18 protein-coding genes and 1 tRNA gene are annotated in these 21,619 nt (G+C 42.4%); 10 read left to right on the top strand and 9 right to left on the bottom strand.

The annotated features are described in order from the left end of the window. Positions 1-36 precede the first annotated feature (36 nt). From mutY to IH597_07845, 6 genes are all read left to right on the top strand, one after another. A complete protein-coding gene (mutY, locus tag IH597_07870) occupies positions 37-1,122 on the top strand; it encodes an A/G-specific adenine glycosylase (GenBank protein MBE0662369.1) in 1,086 nt (361 codons plus the stop codon). After that, on the top strand, positions 1,119-2,111 hold the full coding sequence (gene dusB, locus IH597_07865; GenBank protein ID MBE0662368.1) for a tRNA dihydrouridine synthase DusB: 993 nt from the start codon (positions 1,119-1,121) through the stop codon (positions 2,109-2,111). Before mutY ends, dusB begins: the two co-directional genes overlap by 4 nt. A 68-nt stretch (positions 2,112-2,179) precedes the next feature. Continuing rightward, positions 2,180-3,523 (top strand): sigma-54-dependent Fis family transcriptional regulator, encoded by a 1,344-nt coding sequence (locus tag IH597_07860; GenBank protein ID MBE0662367.1) that lies wholly within the window; start codon positions 2,180-2,182, stop codon positions 3,521-3,523. Between the two features lie 38 nt (positions 3,524-3,561). Next, a complete protein-coding gene (locus IH597_07855; protein MBE0662366.1) occupies positions 3,562-4,404 on the top strand; it encodes a hypothetical protein in 843 nt (280 codons plus the stop codon). Between the two features lie 183 nt (positions 4,405-4,587). Then, a tRNA-Ile gene (locus IH597_07850) sits at positions 4,588-4,661 on the top strand. 222 nt (positions 4,662-4,883) lie between these two features. After that, positions 4,884-5,558, top strand: a complete 675-nt coding sequence (locus IH597_07845; protein MBE0662365.1) for an outer membrane beta-barrel protein — start codon at positions 4,884-4,886, stop codon at positions 5,556-5,558. A 78-nt stretch (positions 5,559-5,636) separates the two neighbouring features. Here the strand turns inward: IH597_07845 and IH597_07840 are convergent, their stop codons facing one another. The 4 genes from IH597_07840 to IH597_07825 form a co-directional block, all read right to left on the bottom strand. Then, on the bottom strand, positions 5,637-6,731 hold the full coding sequence (locus IH597_07840; protein MBE0662364.1) for an efflux RND transporter periplasmic adaptor subunit: 1,095 nt from the start codon (positions 6,729-6,731) through the stop codon (positions 5,637-5,639). 148 nt (positions 6,732-6,879) lie between these two features. Continuing rightward, positions 6,880-8,145, bottom strand: coding sequence for an ABC transporter permease (locus IH597_07835; protein ID MBE0662363.1), 1,266 nt, complete (start codon positions 8,143-8,145; stop codon positions 6,880-6,882). A gap of 180 nt (positions 8,146-8,325) precedes the next feature. Then, positions 8,326-9,558 carry an ABC transporter permease gene (locus tag IH597_07830; GenBank protein MBE0662362.1) on the bottom strand — a complete coding sequence of 411 codons (1,233 nt, stop codon included), beginning with the start codon at positions 9,556-9,558 and terminating at the stop codon, positions 8,326-8,328. Positions 9,559-9,623: 65 nt separating this feature from the next. Continuing rightward, entirely contained in the window at positions 9,624-10,370 is a 747-nt protein-coding gene (locus IH597_07825; protein MBE0662361.1) for an ABC transporter ATP-binding protein, read from the bottom strand. A gap of 431 nt (positions 10,371-10,801) precedes the next feature. Here IH597_07825 and IH597_07820 point away from each other — a divergent pair, with 431 nt between their 5' ends. Further along, the gene (locus IH597_07820; GenBank protein MBE0662360.1) at positions 10,802-11,947 is read left to right on the top strand and encodes an amidohydrolase; all 1,146 of its coding nucleotides are present in this window, start codon (positions 10,802-10,804) and stop codon (positions 11,945-11,947) included. 58 nt (positions 11,948-12,005) lie between these two features. Beyond that, a complete protein-coding gene (alr, locus tag IH597_07815) occupies positions 12,006-13,157 on the top strand; it encodes an alanine racemase (protein MBE0662359.1) in 1,152 nt (383 codons plus the stop codon). A gap of 30 nt (positions 13,158-13,187) precedes the next feature. On the opposite strand, the gene IH597_07810 is transcribed toward alr, so the two are convergent. The 3 genes from IH597_07810 to IH597_07800 all read right to left on the bottom strand — a co-directional run bounded on the left by IH597_07810 (position 13,188) and on the right by IH597_07800 (position 16,606). Then, positions 13,188-14,585, bottom strand: a complete 1,398-nt coding sequence (locus IH597_07810) for a hypothetical protein (GenBank protein ID MBE0662358.1) — start codon at positions 14,583-14,585, stop codon at positions 13,188-13,190. Positions 14,586-14,627: 42 nt separating this feature from the next. Continuing rightward, on the bottom strand, positions 14,628-15,182 hold the full coding sequence (locus IH597_07805; protein ID MBE0662357.1) for a nitroreductase family protein: 555 nt from the start codon (positions 15,180-15,182) through the stop codon (positions 14,628-14,630). Between the two features lie 65 nt (positions 15,183-15,247). After that, a complete protein-coding gene (locus IH597_07800; protein MBE0662356.1) occupies positions 15,248-16,606 on the bottom strand; it encodes a glucose-6-phosphate isomerase in 1,359 nt (452 codons plus the stop codon). 273 nt (positions 16,607-16,879) lie between these two features. On the opposite strand from IH597_07800, the gene IH597_07795 reads away from it, so the two are divergent. Both IH597_07795 and IH597_07790 read left to right on the top strand, forming a co-directional pair. Next, complete coding sequence (locus tag IH597_07795) at positions 16,880-18,412, top strand: HAMP domain-containing histidine kinase (GenBank protein ID MBE0662355.1); 1,533 nt, start codon at positions 16,880-16,882, stop codon at positions 18,410-18,412. Positions 18,413-18,573: 161 nt separating this feature from the next. Then, positions 18,574-19,275, top strand: a complete 702-nt coding sequence (locus tag IH597_07790; protein MBE0662354.1) for a response regulator transcription factor — start codon at positions 18,574-18,576, stop codon at positions 19,273-19,275. A gap of 193 nt (positions 19,276-19,468) precedes the next feature. Here IH597_07790 and IH597_07785 read toward each other — a convergent pair whose 3' ends face one another. Then, on the bottom strand, positions 19,469-20,131 hold the full coding sequence (locus IH597_07785; protein MBE0662353.1) for a hypothetical protein: 663 nt from the start codon (positions 20,129-20,131) through the stop codon (positions 19,469-19,471). Positions 20,132-20,247: 116 nt separating this feature from the next. Beyond that, on the bottom strand, positions 20,248-21,342 hold the full coding sequence (locus tag IH597_07780; GenBank protein MBE0662352.1) for a radical SAM protein: 1,095 nt from the start codon (positions 21,340-21,342) through the stop codon (positions 20,248-20,250). Positions 21,343-21,619: the final 277 nt, after the last annotated feature.

Below are 21,619 nucleotides of genomic sequence, written 5' to 3'. Positions count from 1 at the left end.
CAACTTCATTTACCTTTGCGCTTCATGACGGAGGAAATTCTTTTTCGCAACACACTGGTAAATTGGTATTTAGAAAATTGTCGTCCACTCCCTTGGAGGACGACTAACGATCCTTATGCCATTTGGGTTTCGGAAATCATATTACAACAGACCCGTGTGAACCAGGGTTTAGCTTATTATCACCGCTTTATTTCACGCTTTCCTGACATTCAAAGTCTTGCAAATGCATCCGAGGAACTTGTGCTGAAAACGTGGGAAGGGCTGGGTTATTATTCGAGGGCACGCAATATGCATGCAACTGCCAGGTTTTTGGTTGAGAGCCATAACGGGAATTTTCCGGAAGACTTTAAAGAACTTGAAAAACTAAAGGGAATAGGTAAATATACTGCAGCCGCTATTGCCTCAATTGCTTTCAACAAGCCTGTGGCAGTTGTTGATGGCAATGTCCTCAGGTTTGTTTCCCGGTATTTGGGAATATCACAACCGATAGATTCTGGAAAGACTATTAACAATATTAGTAGTCACGTAAATGAATTGATCAGCGCTGATTCGCCGGGATTATTCAACCAGGCCATGATGGAATTTGGAGCCTTGCAATGTGTGCCGGTCAAGCCGGATTGTAATAAATGTCCTTTTGCCAATGATTGTAAAGCGTACAAAGAAGAAAAGGTTGCTGTGATTCCTTATAAAGAAAAGAAAACCGGGGTTACGGCCAGGTTTTTCAATTACCTGGTTGTCCAGCATTATTTTAACGATTTTCCCGGCATTGTGCTCAGGCATAGAAACCATGGCGACATCTGGAAACATTTGTATGACTTTCCGCTTATTGAAACCAACAAACTGTTAAGCATTGATCAACTACGCAGCCATGACGAATTCATGAAACTGTTTGACGGTTCAGACCCGGTAACAGATGTTTATCCCGGATCGTACAGGCATTTGCTGACACATAGAATTATTCATGCCCGCTTTTTTAAGATTTTGCTTGGGAAGAATGATTCACTCCGCCTCCCCGATGGTTATATAAGCACTAATAATCCCACTCATTTTCCGATGCCGGTATTGATCAAAAAATTTATTGAAGAGCAGGATTTGAAAACGCTACTAAATCTGATGCCATGAAAATAGGCAATATTGATCTGGGCGAAAAACCGCTGGTGCTAGCGCCTCTTGAAGACGTTACAGATTCAGCTTTCCGGCTGGTTTGCAAGAAGTTTGGCGCCGACATGGTTGTTACGGAGTTTATCTCCTCCGAGGGTTTGATCCGGGACGCCGCAAAAAGTCAGAATAAACTCATATTCAAAGAATCTGAACGTCCTATTGCAATTCAAATCTTTGGCCATGATCCTGAAGCTATGCGACAGGCTGCTTTATTGGCCGAAGAAGCCAATCCTGAAATCATTGACATCAACTTCGGATGCCCTGTAAGGAAAGTTATCAATAAAGGCGGCGGCGCCGATCTTTTAAGGGATGTTCCGCGAATGATCAATATTACGAAAGCCGTGGTGAATGCTACAAAACTGCCGGTAACTGTGAAAACCCGGCTGGGATGGGATGAAGGATCAAAAAATATTGTTAAAATTGCAGAACGCTTGCAGGATTGCGGCATTTCCGCCATAACCATTCATGGCCGTACAAGGGCTCAAATGTATAAAGGAGCAGCCGACTGGACTTTGATTGCTGAAGTTAAAAACAATCCGGCGATGCATATCCCTGTGATCGGAAACGGTGATATTGGTAGTCCCGAAACTGCAAAACTGATGTTTGATAATTATGGTGTTGATGGCATCATGATAGGCAGGGCAGCCATTGGCAATCCCTGGTTGTTTGAGCAGATAAGAAATTTCCTTAATGATGGCGTTCGCACTGAAGGCCCAGATTTGAGAACCCGGATAGCAGTTTGTAAAGAGCATCTTCTTCATGCAATTGCATTGAAGGGTGAGAGAAGAGCCATCCTGGAAATGAGAAAACATTATTCGGGATATTTCAGAGCTTTGCCACATTTTAAAGAGCACAGGCTCCAATTGTTAACAAGCAGTTCATTGGCTGAGGTTGAAGTAGTGTTCGCCAATTTAATACGCTCCATTACAAACGCTTATTCCCTTGAATAGGAGATTAATTTTGTCAGAGTTTCTTTCTTTGTATTTTAGCCGCACAGTTAACCCTATAAGATAAGCGAGTGGATACTTACAAAATTTTTATAGTTGAAGATGAGGCAATTTTTGCCAGAATTATTGCGCATCATTTATCTCTGAACCCTGATTATGAGGTCGAGATTTTTGCAAATGGCAAGCAATTACTTGGCAATCTTTATCGAAATCCTTCGGTCATCACACTTGATTACAACCTTCCGGGAATGACCGGCCTTGAAATTCTTACCAAAATCAAGGAGTTTAACCCCGATCTTCCTGTTATCATTGTTTCAGGACAACAGGAAATATCAACTGCGGTAGAGCTGTTAAAAAAAGGAGCTTATGACTATGTACTCAAGGATCAGGACACAAAGGATCGTTTATGGAATATAATTAAGAACCTGCGCGAGACTGACAAACTCAAGCAAAAAGTCTCGGTTCTTGAACAGGAAGTTGTTAAAAAATACGAATTTGGCAACATAATCAAGGGAAACAGCAACGCGATTGAACGTGTTTTTCAGTTGATTGAAAAAGCGGCTCGTACTGGTATTACCGTATCCATTACCGGCGAAACCGGAACAGGAAAGGAATTGGTTGCCAAATCTATACATTTTCATTCTGCGCGATCCCATCACCCGTTTGTAGCCGTCAATGTATCAGCAATTCCGAAAGAACTGATGGAAGCCGAGATGTTTGGTCACGAGAAAGGTGCATTTACAGGAGCTATGAACCGCAGGATCGGAAAGTTTGAAGAGGCGCAAAAAGGAACTATTTTTCTTGATGAAATCGGTGATATGGATCTCAACATGCAATCCAAGCTATTGCGGGTGCTGCAGGAAGAAGAAGTCACACGTATTGGCGGCAACGCAGTTGTAAAACTTGATGTGCGTGTAATTTGTGCAACCCATAAAAATCTGTTGGAGGAGGTTAAAAAAGGCAATTTCCGCGAAGACCTTTATTACCGTTTGCTTGGTTTACCCATCGAATTGCCCCCGTTACGCGACAGAAAAAGCGATGTGTTTTTATTGGCCAGGCACTTTGTTGAAGAGTTTTGTGCCAAAAACAAAATGAAAAAGCTGGCTATATCACCAGAGGCATTTGAGAAACTCGGGAAATATCATTTTCCTGGCAATGTACGTGAACTCAAGGCTATTATTGAACTGGCCGCGGTAATGGCTGACAGTGATACCATTTCTGATATAGACATAAAATTCAGTTCAACCGGGGTGCTGAATGATTTTCTCCAGCAAGAAACAACGCTGGACGAGTATAACCGGAAAATAATAAAACACTTCCTTGAGAAATATGAGAACAAGGTTCGCCTTGTAGCCGATAAGCTAGGCGTTGGCAAAACCACTATTTACAGGATGATGCAGGAGGAAAAGTTGTAGATGTTATTTAGTTACCATTAATCTTGGAATGACCAGAAATGAGACAATTAACAATCACATTTTTGACTTTTATCATTTTGACAAGTTGCTCAAATGACAATACTTCTGCCGGTGACAATAAAGTAAACCAAACTGACAGATTGAATAATAATTTCATTTCAATTTTAAATGGTGTCTGGGTATTGACAGACTATATAAACGAAATTGAAAAAACTAAGTCACCCTTAAAGTCTTCGGACAGGTTAGAAGGTGTTGTGACAATGGTTATTGACGCAACATTTCAATCTGACAGTATAGATATTGGAGTTAGCTGGAACAATCATGAAGGTTTTAATTTCATGGCTTTTTTTGAATCTGGACAAGAAACGACTAATTTAAAAACCAATCTTCCAGACTTTGATGTCAAAACGAACTATTTCGAACTTGGCTACGAAAAAATAAACAATAAAGTTTTATTAGCTCTTTATCGTTATAACAGCTCCGATAAACTTATTGATAAAAGAATGTTTGCTAAAGTATCAGACAAACAAAATAGCGATGATGCGGCGTGGGGTCTTCAATACATGGTGAATGAAAAACTTTTTTCCGGTGACTATTTGCTTCTTGACAGCACAAACAATTGGACAAAGGTTACTTTGAAAAGCGATGGCACAATTACTGGATATTCTGGTTTCAAAACTTACAATGTAGCTACTGACTTTTTAGGTGGGCCTAAGACAATCTTGGATGAAATATTTTTTAATGCCAACGAAAGGAATGCAATGTTGTTTGCATTCATAATACAAAACGATACTACTTATTTATATAGCACTATTGGCAACGAAGAAGAAGGCGAACTTTTACATCTCGACAAAGTCAAATATAAACTTGTGAGACAATGATGGAAAGAACTTCAACTGGTAACAGCCGCTTGTACGACCTGCTAATTCAAACCCACTTTTGCCTTTCGATATGCCTTTCATCAACCAGAAACAAAAAGCCACAGCATTTATTGGTTAATTAACACATTTATGTAAATTTGCAACCCTGTTTTTGCGAACCTGGTTAAAGGATCGCACAAACAAGCGCCTATAGCTCAGTTGGTTAGAGCAACTGACTCATAATCAGTAGGTCCCTGGTTCAAGTCCAGGTGGGCGCACAAAGATCAACCCTGTCAGATTCCTTATTTGTCAGGGTTTCTTTTTTAGCAGTATACTTTGTACAAAACAAATTGTTATGCACCATCGTTATCATTCAATCTTCGGCTTGTAACTACTAAAAACCGCTGAGATTAAAGGTAGCATGATTGACATCCTTTATACCAATTTCCTTGACTAGAAAATTTCTTTGTAGTTTTGAACCCTCATTTAATACAATATTCATGAAAAAAGCATTGGTATTTGCAGCCTTGGTATTTATTGCAACAATTACAATGGCACAGGGTGTCAGCCCATATTCAGTTAGAAATATCCGTTTTGGATTAGAGCTCAATTCCGACATTTGGCTTAATACGCCTGCTGAACTTGAACTTCGGACTATCAACCGGGGTGCAAATATTTCCCTTCTTTATTACCATCAGTTTGGTGAGTCGGGGTTCGGAATTTCAAGCGGGCTGGTATTGGCTACGCAAAATATGTATACGAAGAATGCCGTGCTGACAACCAACACTGCTGGGGTTTCAGAATTCAGTTATATCCTTGATACAATTACACATCAAAAATATAAGCTTAACCTCAACTGGGTAGAATTACCCCTTGAATTCAGTTACAAAACCAAAAGCCATCTTACTTTTGCCCTGGGCGCAAAAGCCGGATACCTGATTTCGGACAAAACCAAATATAAAGGCAATGACTTTACAAGTGATGCTGAAACCGAGGTCAAAATGAAAGTGTTTAATAACCCGAATATAATGAATTACCGGCTCGGTACTTATGCCATGATTGGATACAAATGGATCAATCTTACAGCCTATTATGGCCTTACCAATTTGTTTGACGACAACTTTGGCCCGGAAATGTCGCCAATTACAGTTGGCATTCTCGTGCGACCCTATTAAATGCCCTTTGATTAACTTGCGGGCAAAGAGAGCGTGATTAGGCCAAAGGCTTTTGGTTTCAAATCACAGGCTTTCCCTTTATACATCAGTCTTTCCGTTCTGAACCTTTACTTTGTCTTCAGTTGTAAGGCCTGAGAGGATTTCCACATTCAGTCCATCGGATAATCCAAGCTTTACTTCCTGGCGTTCAAAAACCTGTGGTTCCTTTTCAACCTCAACAAAAACGCTGTCGCTCTCAAAAATCAGCAGGCTTTCTTTTAATGCAAGCACATCCTTACGGCTGTCGAGAACAATGTCGGCATTGGCGCTATAGCCTGCCCTGATGAAAACTCCTTCAGCCAGCGTAACAGCTGCGCGTATTTCAAACTGAACCGCGCCGCTTTCTTCCAAACCACGTGGGGAAATATGCTCAAGCCGGGCATCGAACTTCATCGTATCAATAGCGCCAATTGTAAGAATAAGGTTCATTCCTTCATGTATATTGCCAACTTCCGATTCATCTACTTTTCCCTTAAAAATCATTTCAGTCATATCGGCAATGGTGGCAATGGTGGTTCCTTCATTGAAATTGTTTGTTTCAATCACAGAATTGCCAACTTCGACAGGAACTTTTAGGATCATACCACTGATGGTTGAACGAATTAGCGTGTTCGAAGATTCGCCCTGGCTTTTTGCAACACCATCGCGGATGAGCTGCAAACTGTTTTCGGCTGCCTGCAATTCTTCAAGTGCATTCAGGTAAGCCATTTCGTATTGCTGGAACTCGACTTCAGCAACAACACCTGTTTCAAACAAATCCTTCTGGCGCTCGAAAGCACGCTTGGTATCCTGCTGACTTATTTCGGCACGTTTCACACGCGACTCAGCATTGGCAAGATTAAGCATATTGGGAATAATTTTCACCCTGGCAATCAGATCGCCGGATTTTATCTGTTGGCCGGGTTCAACATAAATCTGCTCAATGATTCCAGAAACCTGGGGTTTGACATCAATTTCCTGGCGGGGAACTACTTTCCCAGTGGCAACCGTTTTCTTAATGATATCGGTTTGAAACGCCGTGGTAGTTTCAAATACAACCGGTTTTTGCCTTGATTTGCTGTAGAGGTAATAAATGGTTCCTCCAAAAATTCCTACAATGATAACGATGAGTAAAATTCTAAAAAACGCTTTCATGACTACTGTGTTTATGGATTATTGTTTTTATTTCGTTGTTCTGGGTTCAAAGTTCCGGGTTCAAGGTTCAAGGTTTCAAGTTTGGTGTTCGGCGTTTCGGGTTTCCTTTTCCCTTCGTCCTTCGTCCCCTTGTCTCCTCTTCTCCTTGTCACTCATACCTAAGTGCATCAATTGGCTTTATACTAATGGCTTTGCGGGCCGGGATAAATCCGGCAATGGCTCCTGATACAACCAAAATGATCAAAGCATTGATGGCTACATTGAAATCAACCTGTGGGTTGTGGATCATATTGCCTTCGCCACCGCCTTGTGATAAAGCAAAATTGATGAGTTCAACCAGGGCCACTCCAAGCACCAGACCAATATATCCTGCCAATGTTGTTAGAAAAACAGATTCGGTAATAATCTGGCTTACAATTTTGAAGGGCGAAGCTCCGATGGCGCGTTGAATTCCAATTTCCCTGGTCCGCTCTTTAACAATAACGAGCATAATATTGCTGATCCCGATTACCCCGGCAAATAAGGTTCCGGTTCCAACAATCCAGATCAACACATTGATGCCCATAAATAATCCCATCATTTTCTTGTATTGCTCTTCCATGTTGAAAAACCCAACGGCTTGCTTATCATCGGGTGAAATAGTATGCCGCCGTTTAAGCAGGGAAATAGCCTTGTTTTCTACCTGGCTAACCGGTACGTCCGGTTGTGAAGTGAAGGCAAACCAGCCTACAATATCTCCATAATTATACACTCTCTGCAGGGTTGTAAAGGGGATATGTATACTTTGGGTTTTATCACCTCCAAAGTTCACTTCGGTGCTGCGCGGCTTAAACACACCAATAACCTGAAAGAAAACATCTTGTATTTTAATATACTGTCCAATCGGGTCTTCATCAGATTCAAACAAAACCTCGCTCACCCTTGTTCCGATCACTGCCACCTTTCTGGTCTGATCAATGTCAGAGTGGTTGAGGAAGCGGCCACTCACCATTTCAACGGGGTCAATCAGGTTCCATTCGGGATAATCGCCATAAATGAAGAATGCTCCTGTGTTTTGGTTTCTGACCACATTATTTGCGCCTTCGCTACCCCAGGCCTGTATGCGGGGAGCGATGTATTCTATTTCGCTGATGTTGTTTCTCAACGCCTGAATATCTGCATTGCGGAAATTCCAGCGGCGACCGCGGGGCAACCCTTTATAAGGCTCGGTTGTGTTGCGGGTCCACATAAAAATGCTATTTGTGGCAAAATCGCCAAAACCTCTGGTCACCCCGTTTTTTAATCCATTTCCCGAACCAAGCATGATTATCAGCATGAAAATACCCCAGAACACACCAAAGGCTGTGAGAAAAGTGCGCATTTTGTTCTTTTTAATTGCGCTGAAAATTTCCTGCCATTTATCGAGATCGAACATGCTTTACTCTGTCAAGTTGTTATTTAATCGTTTATTATTCCGGGTTCAAAGTTCCGGGTTCAAAGTTCAAAGTTCACCATTTAACCTATCAACCATTCACTACTCCAATACTCCATTTCCCCATTTCACCATTTCTCCCCATCTCCCGTTCTCCCCTTCTTTCCTGGTTCTGACCACAAGTTATTCATCCCTCAATGCCTCGATCGGCTTGATCGCAGCTGCCCTGCGTGCGGGAATGAAACCTGCAATGGCGCCGGAAACAACAAGCACAATCGTGGCGCTAACGGCTGTGTAAAAATCCGCTTCAGGGTTCTTAAAAAACTCTGAATCTATCTGTCCGGATACCATTTCAAGCAGCCCAACTCCAAGTACAAGTCCAATATATCCTGCAAAAGCGGTTATCAAAATTGATTCCTGTAAAATGAGACTAATAATTGACCAGGGAGTAGCTCCCATTGATTTGCGAATACCAATCTCGCGGGTGCGATCCTTTACTACTATCATCATGATATTGCTTACACCAACAATGCCGGCAATGATGGTTCCGATCCCAATAATCCAGATAAAAAGTCTGATTCCTGCAAAAAGCTGCTGAAATTTGGTGTATTGCTCCAACGTGTTCCAACTTCCCATGGCCCGTTTATCCTCCACATCGAAACGATGAGCCCTTGCCATCTCAGCACGAATGGATTTTTCAATATTTACACTCGTTGCGGCATCGCCATCAACGGTAATTGAAAACTGGTGAATACGGTTTGCTCCACCAAAAACGCGTTGCGCAGTGCTGATGGGGATGTAAATCATGCGCATGTTTTCGTCACGGCTGTTATCGTCGGTGAAAATGCCAACAATTTTAAAAGGAACCCCATTTACATTGATGTAACTTCCCAGCACTTCGTCTGCCGGGTCTTTAAACAAGGCTTCGCTAACCAGGGTGCTGATCACCGCAGATTTCCGGTATTGATCATAATCTGTTTGGTTCACAAAACGTCCATCCACCATTGTTAACTTCTCAATCTGGAAAAATTCAGGGAAAATGCCCCGCAGCCTGAAATTGGAAGACTGATTCCTGAAACTGATTGTAACATTCCACATATCATAACGTGGAGATCCATATTCAATATTATCAATCCGGTTTTCAATCAATTGATAATCTTCGTTCCGCAATCTCACTGTACGACCCGGCTGCATTCCTTTATAAGGCATACTGGTTTGGCCGGTCCAGAACCAAATTGCATTTGTAGCCGAAGATGCAAATTGCTGCTCAACTCCATTTTGCAAACCTTTGCCAGAACCTAAGAGGATGATGAGCATAAAAATCCCCCATGCCACGCTGAATCCCGTGAGAAATGTACGCATCTTGTTTTTTTTGATGGTACTGAAGATTTCCTGCCATTTGTCGAGGTCGAACATTTTGAATGTGTTAAAAGCGTTGGGGTACTTAAGGTTAATTTTTGCTGGTTAGATACAAGTTACTGTTATCTGGTATCACTGCTTACAGTATTTTTTTCTGTTTTAAGATTCTCACTCATCCCATACCCATTCTCAACATGATTATTGTGGTCGTTTTCGATTAGTCCATCACGTAAGCGTATGATGCGTCGGGTGCGTTGGGCAATGTCGCGTTCGTGGGTAACGATTATTATTGTGATCCCTTCTTTGTTGATCTGGTCAAAAAGATCCATGACTTCCATGGATGTTGTGCTGTCGAGGGCGCCGGTAGGCTCATCAGCAAGAATCACTTTAGGTTTGGCAATCATGGCGCGTGCTATTGCAAGGCGTTGTTTTTGCCCGCCCGAAAGTTCGTTGGGGTGATGTTCTGCCCATTCTGCGAGCCCCATTTTCTCAAGATATTCCATTGCAATTTTATTTCTCAAGCGGCGCCCAACGTTCTGGTAATAAAGCGGCAATGCAACATTCTCCATTGCATTCTTGAAGGAGATCAGATTAAAGGACTGGAATACGAACCCAATGTATCGGTTACGCAATATCGCAGCCTTGGTTTCACTCAAATCCCTGATCAGCTTGCCATCCAGATGGTAATCGCCTTTCTCATGCGAGTCGAGCATGCCGATAATGTTTAAAAGTGTTGATTTACCGGATCCGGAAGAGCCCATGATAGAAACCATTTCGCCGGCCTTAATTTCTAAATCTATTCCCTTAAGTACATGCAGGCTGTTGCTTCCGGTCATGTATGTTTTGTGGATATTATTGAGATGTATCATCGCTGGAATTTTTGCTTACTATTATTCTTGTCAGATTTTTATGCCTAAACATATCTGATGCCAGGTTCTCATGGGCTTTAAGGTCAATGAATTAAAACGCCCGGTTTAAATCTAAATTGTTCGATATTAAACAGCTTATGAACGATATTGTACACTTTTTTAAAAAGGCGCCTGATTTTAAGATTAGACCAACAAAGGTTCTAATAGTTACATTAATATAAAAAATGAAAACAGGTGAGTGGCCGATTTGATTATGTAAATGACTGATTTGTGTGTATGAAAACCTCATTATGACTTTCAAAGTAGCTGGCGGATAATACTTATCAGGCTTAAAATATCGTTATCACTAAATACATTATCTTTGTATATAATTGTACTTTAATTCTTTACGAACCAAGATGTAACTTGGGGTCTACTAAAGTAGTAAGCTGATGAAAAAACAAAGTTTAGAGCACCTGATCAAAATACGTCATGAGCTTCACCGGCATCCTGAGATTTCCGGAGAAGAAAAGGAAACGGCCATTCGAATTTTATCATGGCTTAAGCCGTATAAACCTGACAATATCATTACCGGCCTGGGAGGCTATGGGCTAGCTGCAATTTATTCCAGTAATATTGAAGGACCGGTAATAATGTTCCGTGCCGAGTTGGATGCATTGCCATTGAAAGAAGGCAATATCTTTGAATACCGATCAAACGAATCACAGGTTGCACATCTGTGCGGGCACGACGGGCATATGACATTCCTGCTGGGATTGGCTGAACATCTGAGCGTTCAACGTCTGAAACAAGGGAAAATAGTTTTATTGTTCCAGCCTGCTGAAGAAACCGGAATGGGAGCCTTGAAGGCGATCAACGATCCAAATTTTATTACCCTTCAGCCGGATTTTGTGTTTTCAATTCATAACCTGCCAGGGCTTCCGATGCACCAGGTTATTACAAGCGACCAGCGTTTTGCTGCTGCTTCCACCGGAATGATCCTCAGGCTTCAGGGTCGCACCTCACATGCTGCTGAACCCGGAAAAGGGCGCAGTCCTGTGCAAGCAGTGTCAAAGATCCTTGATAAACTGGAAGCCTTGCCCGGTGAAATGCAAAACCTCAAAGCATTTTCTTTACTTACTATCATTCATACTAAAATAGGTGATGTAGCTTTTGGAACCACGCCTGGCGATGCCGTAGTAATGGCAACACTCAGGGCTTATGAAGACGAAGACCTCAAAAAACTTTCGGTAGCCGCTAAAGAGATTATTGAACTCATCGCAAGGTCCGAAAATCTGGAATTCGAAATAACTTACACCGAATCTTTCCCCGCTACAGTGAACCACCCCGAAGCTGCAGATCTTGTTAAAAGTGCGGCCAAAACATCAGAACTGGATGTGCATAACTTAACGGAACCATTTAAATGGACAGAAGATTTCGGGCATTTTACTTCGAAGTTCAAAGGTGCATTGATTGGCCTGGGTTCGGGTGAAGATCATCCTGCCTTGCATAATTCCAATTATGATTTTCCGGATGAACTGATCCCAACCGGGGTTCGTTTGATCACTGAAATCTGCAGGAAGGCGGGGGTTTTGTAACTGAATCAGATTAATTTGAAACATAAATACCACCTGAAAACAAAAATAAATGATAAACATTAAACACCCGGCTATCATTGAAATTAGCAAAAGCGCATTAAAAAACAACATTGCTTTCATGCGAAAATGCTTTGGTGGTAAAACCAGTATTTCTTCAGTAGTAAAGGCCAATGCTTATGGTCACGGTATTGAGATTTTTGTTCCCATGGCTGAAGAGTTTGGAATTGACCATTTCAGTGTATTCAGCGCGCACGAGGCAGCAAGGATTAAGGAAGTCTGTTGCCAGGAATCAAGAATTATGATTATGGGCTGGATTGATCCCAACGATCTTGAATGGGTAATCAGCAATGGAATCGAGTTTTATGTTTTTGACTCTCTACGCCTCCGTGAAGCTGCACAGATAGCTTCTACCCTTGGTATCAAAGCAAAAATTCACATTGAACTGGAAACCGGTCTGAACCGAACAGGATTTTCTGAGCAGGAACTCAAGGAGATCTCAGCTTTTATCAGGCAAAACATCTTACATCTGGAAATTAAAGGATTATGCACACATTATGCAGGTGCTGAAAGCATTGCCAATTATTACCGGATACAGCGACAGATCAAGAAGTTTGATCATTTAAGCGCTTTACTCTTCAGGGAAGGTATCGAAGCAGAAACAAGGCACACCGCCTGTTCTGCAGCCGCCTTAAGTTACCCGCGTACCCGCATGGATATGGTGAGGGTCGGAATCCTGCAATATGGTTTTTGGCCAACCCGTGAAACTTTTATCCAATACATAGGCCATAGAGCCAGAAAAAATGATCCGCTTCGCCGGGTCCTTTCATGGAAAAGCCAGGTAATGACATTGAAAGATATACCTGCCGGAGAATTTATAAGTTATGGCACTGCTTACCTTGCACAGGAAAATACGCGCATTGCTGTGATCCCGGTGGGGTATTCCAGTGGATTCAGCCGCAGCCTTAGCAATCAGGGAAGGGTGCTCATACAGGGAAGCAGGGTTGCAGTTATTGGATTGGTAAACATGAACATGCTCCTGGTGGATGTTACCTCACTTCCCGGTGTAATGCCCGGTGATGAAGTAACCTTGATAGGGCGACAACAGGAAGCTGAAATAACTGTTGCAAGCTTTGGCGACTTTAACAAACAATTGAATTATGAATTGCTGGCACGATTGCCAAAATCTATACCACGGGTAATTGTAGATTGAGCCAGAACAAACTTAACAGCCTTTTACAACTTAAAACCCTTTGAAATCATACCCTTTTAAACCGCCAGGGTTATAAACCAAGTAATAAAGATTGTACAGCATCATATAGTCCAAACCGTTGTAATCACCCTGGTGGTGTTCGCCAGTTCCCGAACCTCTTCTTTCGGGCCATACAAAACGATGGATTGACGACCACTCATATTCATACAGATTGTCGGAGTCGTATCCATAATTAAACGGACCCTCCGCAGGGGCTTTGTCAAGAAGGGTTTCATACAATGATTTTTCCTTTTGCAGCATCTTTGGGCAATCGTCATGCAGCAGGCAGGAAATAAGAGCAAAGTGCTCGTATTGTGGGTTCGGGATAAAGGGTAGTTTTTGGTGGCGGTTAAACATGCAGATCAAATCGCGGGTGCTCCACACATTTCCAACCGTTGCTGTTGAACCCAGGTAATACAGGTATTCAAAATTTCCTGAAGCAGTGAACCGCTGCAGGTACTGGAAAGTTTTTGAGAGGTTGTACCAGATTCCCCCGCGTCGTGAATTACCCCAATGCAAGTCCCCAAAAGCCATTTGCGATATGAAGTTCCCCGATTCTGCAAATCCATATTTCAGGAAATTGGGATTTGCCCCTCTTTTAACTCTTTTTCCGGTTGCAGGATTTTTCAAATGCCAGTAATTAACAAAAAGGTAACCATTGCCTTTTTTTGAGTTAATCAGGCAACTTCTGCTACGCATGATTTCGATAATCCGGTAGCCTGCAACCATAGCCCGCTGTGAAAGAGTGAACCTGAGGGGGCCGTGGTATTGAGGCACGCTCCATCCCGTAGTATCGTCAACCAGGTGGCTGATGAGGGCAAGGCCAACTATAAGGTGCCAAACCTGATCCTGGCTCATTTCATTCAGGCTTATATTCTGATCAATGTAATCCGATTTCACCCAGTGATAATCCGCAAACGATGGATTCTTCCATTCCCAGTCCCTTGTGAAATTTGCAGGTATATCATCCCTGATGAAAAAGCCATTGGGAGTAGGCTGAGCATTGCGGTCGGAATAGAAAATACCCGCGCTTACATCAAGTCTTTCCATAGCTAACAAGGCATTGTGGAGTTCTAAAAGTGTTTCATCAACCGGAATATTGTTTGCTTTGAAAAGTGCATATTCTGTTGCCAACACTGCCATATAATTACTGAGATTTATTGTCGCATCACCCCACCGAATTTGCCTGGTTTTTTTATTCCTGATGGAGGCGGGAATGTTGGTTCCCAGTTCATCGCCACTGCTGGAAACCATGAAATCATTCAACAGTCGCTTACGATACGCCTGGTATTTTTCGAAGTTCAGTTCCGGTGTTTGGGCATTGAGGTCAGAACCTGATAGAAATGTTCCGATCAGCAATCCAACAAAAAAAATATTCTCAATTCTCATGAAATTATCAGTGCTACTCGTTAGTTGCAGGCAAAAATAAGGCTATTTCCTGTGATACCCATTAAACCCGATTACCTCATCGTAAGGTTTGCGTGTTTTTTCGCGCAGGCGATAGTCTTCGGACGGATATCCCAGGGTGATGAGCAAACCAATGAATTTATCTTTGGGGATGTTCAATAGTTTTTTCACCTTGTCTTCATAGAACCAGCCTAACATGCATGTTCCCAAACCCAGTTCAGCAGCCTGCAGGCAGAAGTGTTCGGCAGCAATTCCTGTATCAACCTGGCTCCAATTTCTTTTCTTTATCTTAGCTGCAAGGCGGGTGATCAGGCCTGCTTTTTCAGACACCAGTACAATGATGACAGGAGCCTGCAATGCAAACTTGTTGAATGTAAGTACAGAATCAAAAGTGGCTCTGGCTACTTTGTCTTTAAGTTCAGGTTCATCCACCACTACAAAATACCAGGGCTGAGAATTACTTGCAGATGGCGCCAGACGCGCAGCCTCGAGGCATTGCATAAGTTTTTCCTTTTCAACAGGCCGTGGTTCGTAACGCCTTACGCTTTGACGGATTACTATTAGTTCGCTAAAATTCAATTTATCGCAGTGTTAGATGTTATTTCCATTTTCTTCTTGTCCCGCATTCTCCAACTCTCCAAGTCTTAAACATCTCCAAGCCTTTTCTTCAATATCTGCCCTTCCGCCTCAAAACCAGTCTTTCCAAGTAATGCAAACATATTCTTCTTATACGCTTCAACGCCTGGCTGATCGAATGGGTTCACAGCAAGGGTATAACCACTGAGGGCGCAGGCAAACTCAAAGAAATAGATCAAACTGCCAATATTGTATTCATCAATAGCGGGAATGCTGATCCTGATGTTAGGAACGCCGCCGTCAATATGTGCAAGCAAGGTTCCCAACTCTGCCATCCGGTTCACTTCATGAAGTTGTTTGCCTGCAATATAATTCAGCCCATCGGCATCATTGTCAAGAAGTGGAATATGGAGTTCCTTGTTGCTTTGTTCAACTGAAAGCACTGTTTCAAAAATAATGCGCAGGCCTTCCTGTATGTACTGACCCATGCTGTGCAAATCAGCGGTAAAAGTCACGCCTGCGGGGAAAATGCCGCGTTGCATTTTGCCTTCACTTTCACCATAGAGTTGCTTCCACCATTCGGTAAAAAACACCAGGTTCGGCTGATAATTGACCATGATCTCAACCGGTTTTCCTTTGCGATACAAAGCATTACGGGCAGCAGCATAAAGCGCGGCAGGATTTTTTTCAATCAGGTGCGAAGCTAAAGTGATATTCTCCATTTCCGCGGCACCTTGCATAAGTTTGTGTATATCGAACCCAGCAACCGCAATTGGTAATAAACCAACCGGGGTTAATACAGAATAACGACCGCCTACATCATCGGGCACAATATAAGTTTTGTATCCTTCTTCATCGGCAAGGCTTTTTAAGGCTCCCTTTGATTTATCCGTGATGGCTATGATGCGTTTGCGCGCTTCGCCCACGCTGTATTTCCTGACAAGATGTTGTTTCAGAATCCTGAAAGCGATGGCAGGCTCTGTGGTGGTTCCCGACTTTGAGATCACAATCAGCGACCAGTTCACTTTTTGAAGCACCTCAAGCAAATCGGAATGATAATCTTCGCTAATGTTATTACCTGCAAACAGCACCAGAGGCCCCGGACGCTTAAAAGCAGGCAGCATTCCTGCAAACTGATGCTGCAAAGCTTCGATTACCGCTCTGCTTCCAAGGTATGAACCGCCTATACCGACCACCACAACCACTTCTGATTTTTCTTTCAGGCGTTGGGCTTCCAGCATGATATCGTCAAGCAATTCCTTCGAAGTGGAAGAGGGAAGTCTAACCCATCCTGTAAATTCACTGCCGGCACCTGTTCCGCTTACCAGATCGTGATGATGGATTTTCAGGTCGGTTTCTAATTTCTTAATGTCTTCAGGATCAATAAATTTCTCAATTGAGCGGATATCTACTTTCAGCATGTTCATGTGAGTATTGTCTTAAATTTCGTAATGGGTAAAATTATAAAAAAAGTGCGGCCTAGCGGCCGCACTCCAAAACAAACAACAAAAATCAAGTTACTTCAGGGCTTTTTACCACACCTAACATAAAACCAAAAAGTAATCTGTTTGAGGTTATGAGAAAAATTATATCGCAAAAATATAACAGTCAACAGCCTTAAAGTGTTAACAAAACCGAAGAAACGTTAAAAAGTGTTAAGCTCCTGTTGTAATCCTTTGCCTTGCAGTACTTTTGTTGTTGTGAACCGCCGACGAATAATACTCATTATCCTTCTTGTTACCGTGGCACTTGTTACATTGGTGGCCATACAATTGTATTGGATCAACAGCGCCATTAAGGTGGAGGAAAGCCATTTCCATCGCAGGGTAAATGAAGTTGCAGGCAACATCGCCAATAAATTGCAGAAGATGGAACTGGCGCGGGATTTCAATCTCCGTCAGCGCAGCGACCAGATCCTGCGTTCGCTTGATTCATTGAGTTATGCATACTATTCCCAAAAGCTTAACGATTCGATAAATCCATCAGAGTATTCCTGGTCAAGGCAATATGAGCAGGTGGATGTGTTTAGAGATGATCATTGGGAAACCGTCAGACAACGTGATACAATTAGTTTTTCAGAAAAAGCTCCGGGTTCAGATCCAAGCTCTATTGAAAGTAATTACCGGCAGCAAACCGAAATGCTTAGTGAGCTTTTTGAGGAAATGATCATTGCCCAAAATCCTGGCCGCAGCCACGAACGCTATGACAAGGCAAGTCTTGATTCGATGATTGGTGTTGAATTATCTCATGCAGGTCTGCGTACTGATTATGAATTCGGTATTTTCAGTTCAATGCAAAATCGCCTGCTGATTGAGAAAACCAGTGATTTCACTCAGGCCTTGCTTGACGAAGGTTTCGTGTATCCCCTGGCCCCCGGCAATCTGTTTTCGGGTTCTGATTACCTTGTGCTGTATTTTCCGAAACAAATGCGTTTTATGCTTATCCAGCTTACGGGTATGCTGGCTGTTTCCATTCTCATTGTATTGATCCTTATTGGTGCTTTCTATTATGCGATCCACACCATCATTCAGCAGAAAAAACTATCGCTGATGAAAACCGATTTCATTAATAATATGACCCATGAGTTCAAAACGCCAATATCAACTGTTGCACTTGCCTGCGAAGCCCTGGGCGATAAAGACATTCAGAAGTCAGAAAGTTTGTATAAAAATTACATCAGCATCATCAGTGAGGAAAATCGCCGTTTGGGTGTAATGGCCGAGAAAATTCTTCAAACCGCAATTCTAGAAAAAGGCGAGTTGAAATTACGACCCGAACTTTTCGATGTGCATGATATCATCCGCGATGTTGTAAAAACCATGAGTATACAGGTGGAAATCCGCGACGGGCAAATACTGACTGATCTGCAAGCCTCACAAAGCAAATTGATGGCCGACAAGGTTCACATTACAAATATAATTACGAACCTGCTCGACAATGCCAACAAGTACACTCCCAGCAAACCACGTATTGTAGTAAGTACCAGCAATGTTGATAACGGAATTGTTATTGCGGTTTCTGACAATGGTGTAGGCATCAGCAAAAGCAACCAGACTAAAGTTTTTGAGAAATTATACCGCGTTCCAACTGGTAATATTCATAATGTGAAAGGCTATGGGTTGGGACTGAGTTATGTAAAATTTATTGTGGACAAACATAAGGGTAGTATAACCGTAGAGAGTGAGCAGGGACAGGGAACGAGGTTCAGGATTTTATTGCCGTTTGGTGATTGACGAAACTTATATTTATGGTGTGATTGGCAGAACATAAAGCTGGAGTGATGGAGTAATGGAGTGTTGTGGTATTAATTACCATTACTCCAACACTACGTTACTGGGGATGAATTAACTGATAATATGTTTATTAACATTCTATTTACAAGAAGGGATACAACATGGACGAAGAAAAACTAAGAGTCCTTTTGGCTGAGGACGACCGGAATCTCGGGAACATTCTTAAATCATACCTGGAAGCAAAGACGTATGAAACCACTTTGTGTGTGAACGGACAAGAAGCGCTTCAGGCTTATGCCAAAAACAAGTTTGATGTATGTATCATTGATGTGATGATGCCCGTGATGGACGGGTTCAGCCTGGCCAAGGAAATCCGCCTCGACAATAAAAACATTCCTATTCTTTTTCTGACCGCCAAATCGTTACAGGAAGACAAGATCAAAGGATTTGAACTTGGCGCCGATGATTACATTACGAAACCTTTCAGTATGGAAGAGTTGCTGGTGAGGATGAAAGCGGTGTTGCGCCGTTCCATCCAAGGCTCATTGCCAGGGGAGAATATTACCACTTTTGAAATAGGCGGATATACATTTGATTATAACCGACAAACCTTAACTTTTGCCGATAAAGCCCAGAAACTTACATCGAAGGAAACTGAATTGCTGAAACTTTTATGCGACAGCATGAATAACGTACTCGACCGTAAAATTGCACTGCATAAAATCTGGAACGACGACAGCTACTTCAACGCCCGCAGTATGGACGTGTACATCGCCAAATTGCGTAAGTACCTGAAGCAAGACCCAACGGTAGAACTGATCAACGTACATGGATCGGGGTTTAAGCTTATTACGAATTTATAGTTGTGATTCAGTTATACAGTGATGCAGTGTTACTGTGCAGTAATGGAGTAATGGGGTGATGGAGTAATGGGGTGATGCAGACACCGAATAGTTTCACTCCGGAGATTTCGCTATCTGCCCGTGCGTGGTGTTATATAAGGATTAGGAAATTCAAAATTCATTTGCTCTATTGTTCTAATGTTCAATTCTTCTATTATTCAAAAAAAATACTCCCAACATCCGTTAATGTTCCATCCACCAACTCAATAATTTCAAACCCTTCCGCTTCAACAATTTTCCTGAACTCATTGCCCCAGGAATGATGTCTCAGGCTTCCGCAGATAAATAGTTTCTGATCCCATATTCCGCAGGCACCGCCAAGAAAACCATTGGGGAAACCTTCTAGCCTGATTTCGTCAGGTGGAAAATAATGGCAGTTTAAGCCATGATCCAATAGCGAATTACAAATTCCTTTATCAGAAGTAATAAACAGGTTTTCATTCAGCGCAAGCAGATTGCAGCGGGTATAAGCCTGGTTCACATGGATTGGTGTTAATCCTTCGCAAGCTTCCAGCAATATCGGATCCGTATATTTCAAGTTGTGGATGATATATTCTGATGTGACCACAGCATTGTAAGGAGCCGTGTGCGGATAAGTCTTTCCCACAGCCTTCTCACCTTTCTTATAGATTATTTTGTACTGATCCGGCAAGCTGAAATATTCTTCTGGCAAATTCGGAGCCACGATCAAACCAGCCGGCGTTTGGCAAAAGAAAATATCCGGATGCCCCGAAATCGCCGGGTAAGTTATGCCGGAGGTTTCCAGTTCCAGCAACCCACCGAAAACTGTCAGTTTTTCCTTTGCCGTTTCAGGCATCTTTTTGTCAATGATTATCACTTTTTTATTGTGTTGCAGTTATGCAGTTATACAGTAATGCTGTTTAATTGGAGTAATGGAGTGATGGAGTGATGGAGTGATGGAATGTCGATTAGTCAATTTGATAAAAGGTTAATTGGGTTAGGTTGGAATTCTACTGTTTGAGCTTTTGATTTTTGACTTGGAGCTTGGAATTTGGAGCTTGGAATTTGGGTCTTTACAAAACGTCTACCCACCAAATTATCATCTCCCCTGAAATTTACCTTTCCAAACCTAAGCTCCAGCATTTTCCTGTTCATTCCTTTGTGCCCGATGGCATGGTTGATCTGCTTGGGGTTCATAAAAATCGTGATTTCGGCACTGGGCTCAGATTTCAGTTCTCTGAGAATGTTTTTCCAGATCTTTGAATACACCATTTCACCAAACGCAACATGGAATGGGCCTGCAACCAGTTCATCACCGCGCAGGATGCCTTCGGATGGGTGTAAACCCAAACGTAGGATATTCACCCCAGCCTCTTCAAACAGAGGGACAATCTTGCTACACCAATTTACAGCTTCCTCCAGCGAAAGTGGTTCAAATTTGCCCTGCTTGTGAAGCGATTCAAGCCCTGTGTGTCTGATCACCAGCGTTGGGTAAATGCGTGTGGAATCAGCTTCAAGTTTTATGATTTCCTGCGCTGTTTGCATTGATTTTTCGATTGTATCGCCGGGCAGACCAATCATCATCTGCAAACCCAATGAAAAGCCGCTTTCTTTAATCAGGGTAGCGGCTTGTTGTATATCTTCAGCCGTATGTCCTCGCCCCGCTTTCCTCAGCATCTCATCATCCATGCTTTGTACACCCAATTCGATGGTTTTCACACCGTTGTCTTTCAGTATGGCAAGTATTTCAGCATTAATATAATCCGGCCGTGTGGATAAACGGATTCCCGTCACCTCCCCGCTTTCAATCCAAGGTTGAACCAGCTTCAGATAATGCTTTTGCTCATCAATTGGAAGTCCAGTAAAGCTTCCGCCAAAAAATCCGATTTCGATGATGCTATTTTCTTTAGGTAAAGTACTGAGGTGGCTTTCAATTTTTGAACCAATTTCATCATCACTCATAACATGCTGTTGCCCGGTAATATTCCGCTGGTTGCAGAACACGCAATCAAAAGGGCAGCCCTGCATGGGGATAAAAAGAGGAATGGTGAAGTGTTTTAGGTTCAAGGTTAACGGCTGTTGGGCATGTAGTGCAAGCGGTTCAAAATTCAAAGTTCTGCAATAATACAATACCCGCCTTCACCGAAATGAGATTATCGCCTTCAAAAAGCATATTTGCATCAATCAATGATAAAGCTTGTAGTTTTAGATGCATGAATGCCAGCAGGTGGACATCGGAAATACGACATAGCGGGCTTAATCTGTGCAAGATTCTTTTCAGGAAATGTAAAAATTTCATGCAAAATAGTCATTCAATACTTTATCACTAGAAATTAAGAAAAAA

This window comes from Bacteroidales bacterium (assembly GCA_014860575.1).
Taxonomy (GTDB): Bacteria; Bacteroidota; Bacteroidia; order Bacteroidales; family JAAYJT01; genus JAAYJT01.
Note: the sequence above shows the minus strand (reverse complement) of the source record. Positions and strands in the feature narration are given on the sequence as shown.

What these genes read in the sequence shown, in the direction of transcription:
- dusB (MBE0662368.1), top strand. Translation starts at nt 1,119, where the DNA reads ATGAAAATAGGCAATATTGATCTGGGCGAAAAACCGCTGGTGCTAGCG.
- IH597_07855 (MBE0662366.1), top strand. Translation starts at nt 3,562, where the DNA reads ATGAGACAATTAACAATCACATTTTTGACTTTTATCATTTTGACAAGT.
- IH597_07845 (MBE0662365.1), top strand. Translation starts at nt 4,884, where the DNA reads ATGAAAAAAGCATTGGTATTTGCAGCCTTGGTATTTATTGCAACAATT.
- IH597_07840 (MBE0662364.1), bottom strand. Translation starts at nt 6,731, where the DNA reads ATGAAAGCGTTTTTTAGAATTTTACTCATCGTTATCATTGTAGGAATT.
- IH597_07835 (MBE0662363.1), bottom strand. Translation starts at nt 8,145, where the DNA reads ATGTTCGATCTCGATAAATGGCAGGAAATTTTCAGCGCAATTAAAAAG.
- IH597_07830 (MBE0662362.1), bottom strand. Translation starts at nt 9,558, where the DNA reads ATGTTCGACCTCGACAAATGGCAGGAAATCTTCAGTACCATCAAAAAA.
- IH597_07825 (MBE0662361.1), bottom strand. Translation starts at nt 10,370, where the DNA reads ATGATACATCTCAATAATATCCACAAAACATACATGACCGGAAGCAAC.
- IH597_07820 (MBE0662360.1), top strand. Translation starts at nt 10,802, where the DNA reads ATGAAAAAACAAAGTTTAGAGCACCTGATCAAAATACGTCATGAGCTT.
- IH597_07810 (MBE0662358.1), bottom strand. Translation starts at nt 14,585, where the DNA reads ATGAGAATTGAGAATATTTTTTTTGTTGGATTGCTGATCGGAACATTT.
- IH597_07800 (MBE0662356.1), bottom strand. Translation starts at nt 16,606, where the DNA reads ATGAACATGCTGAAAGTAGATATCCGCTCAATTGAGAAATTTATTGAT.
- IH597_07790 (MBE0662354.1), top strand. Translation starts at nt 18,574, where the DNA reads ATGGACGAAGAAAAACTAAGAGTCCTTTTGGCTGAGGACGACCGGAAT.
- IH597_07785 (MBE0662353.1), bottom strand. Translation starts at nt 20,131, where the DNA reads ATGCCTGAAACGGCAAAGGAAAAACTGACAGTTTTCGGTGGGTTGCTG.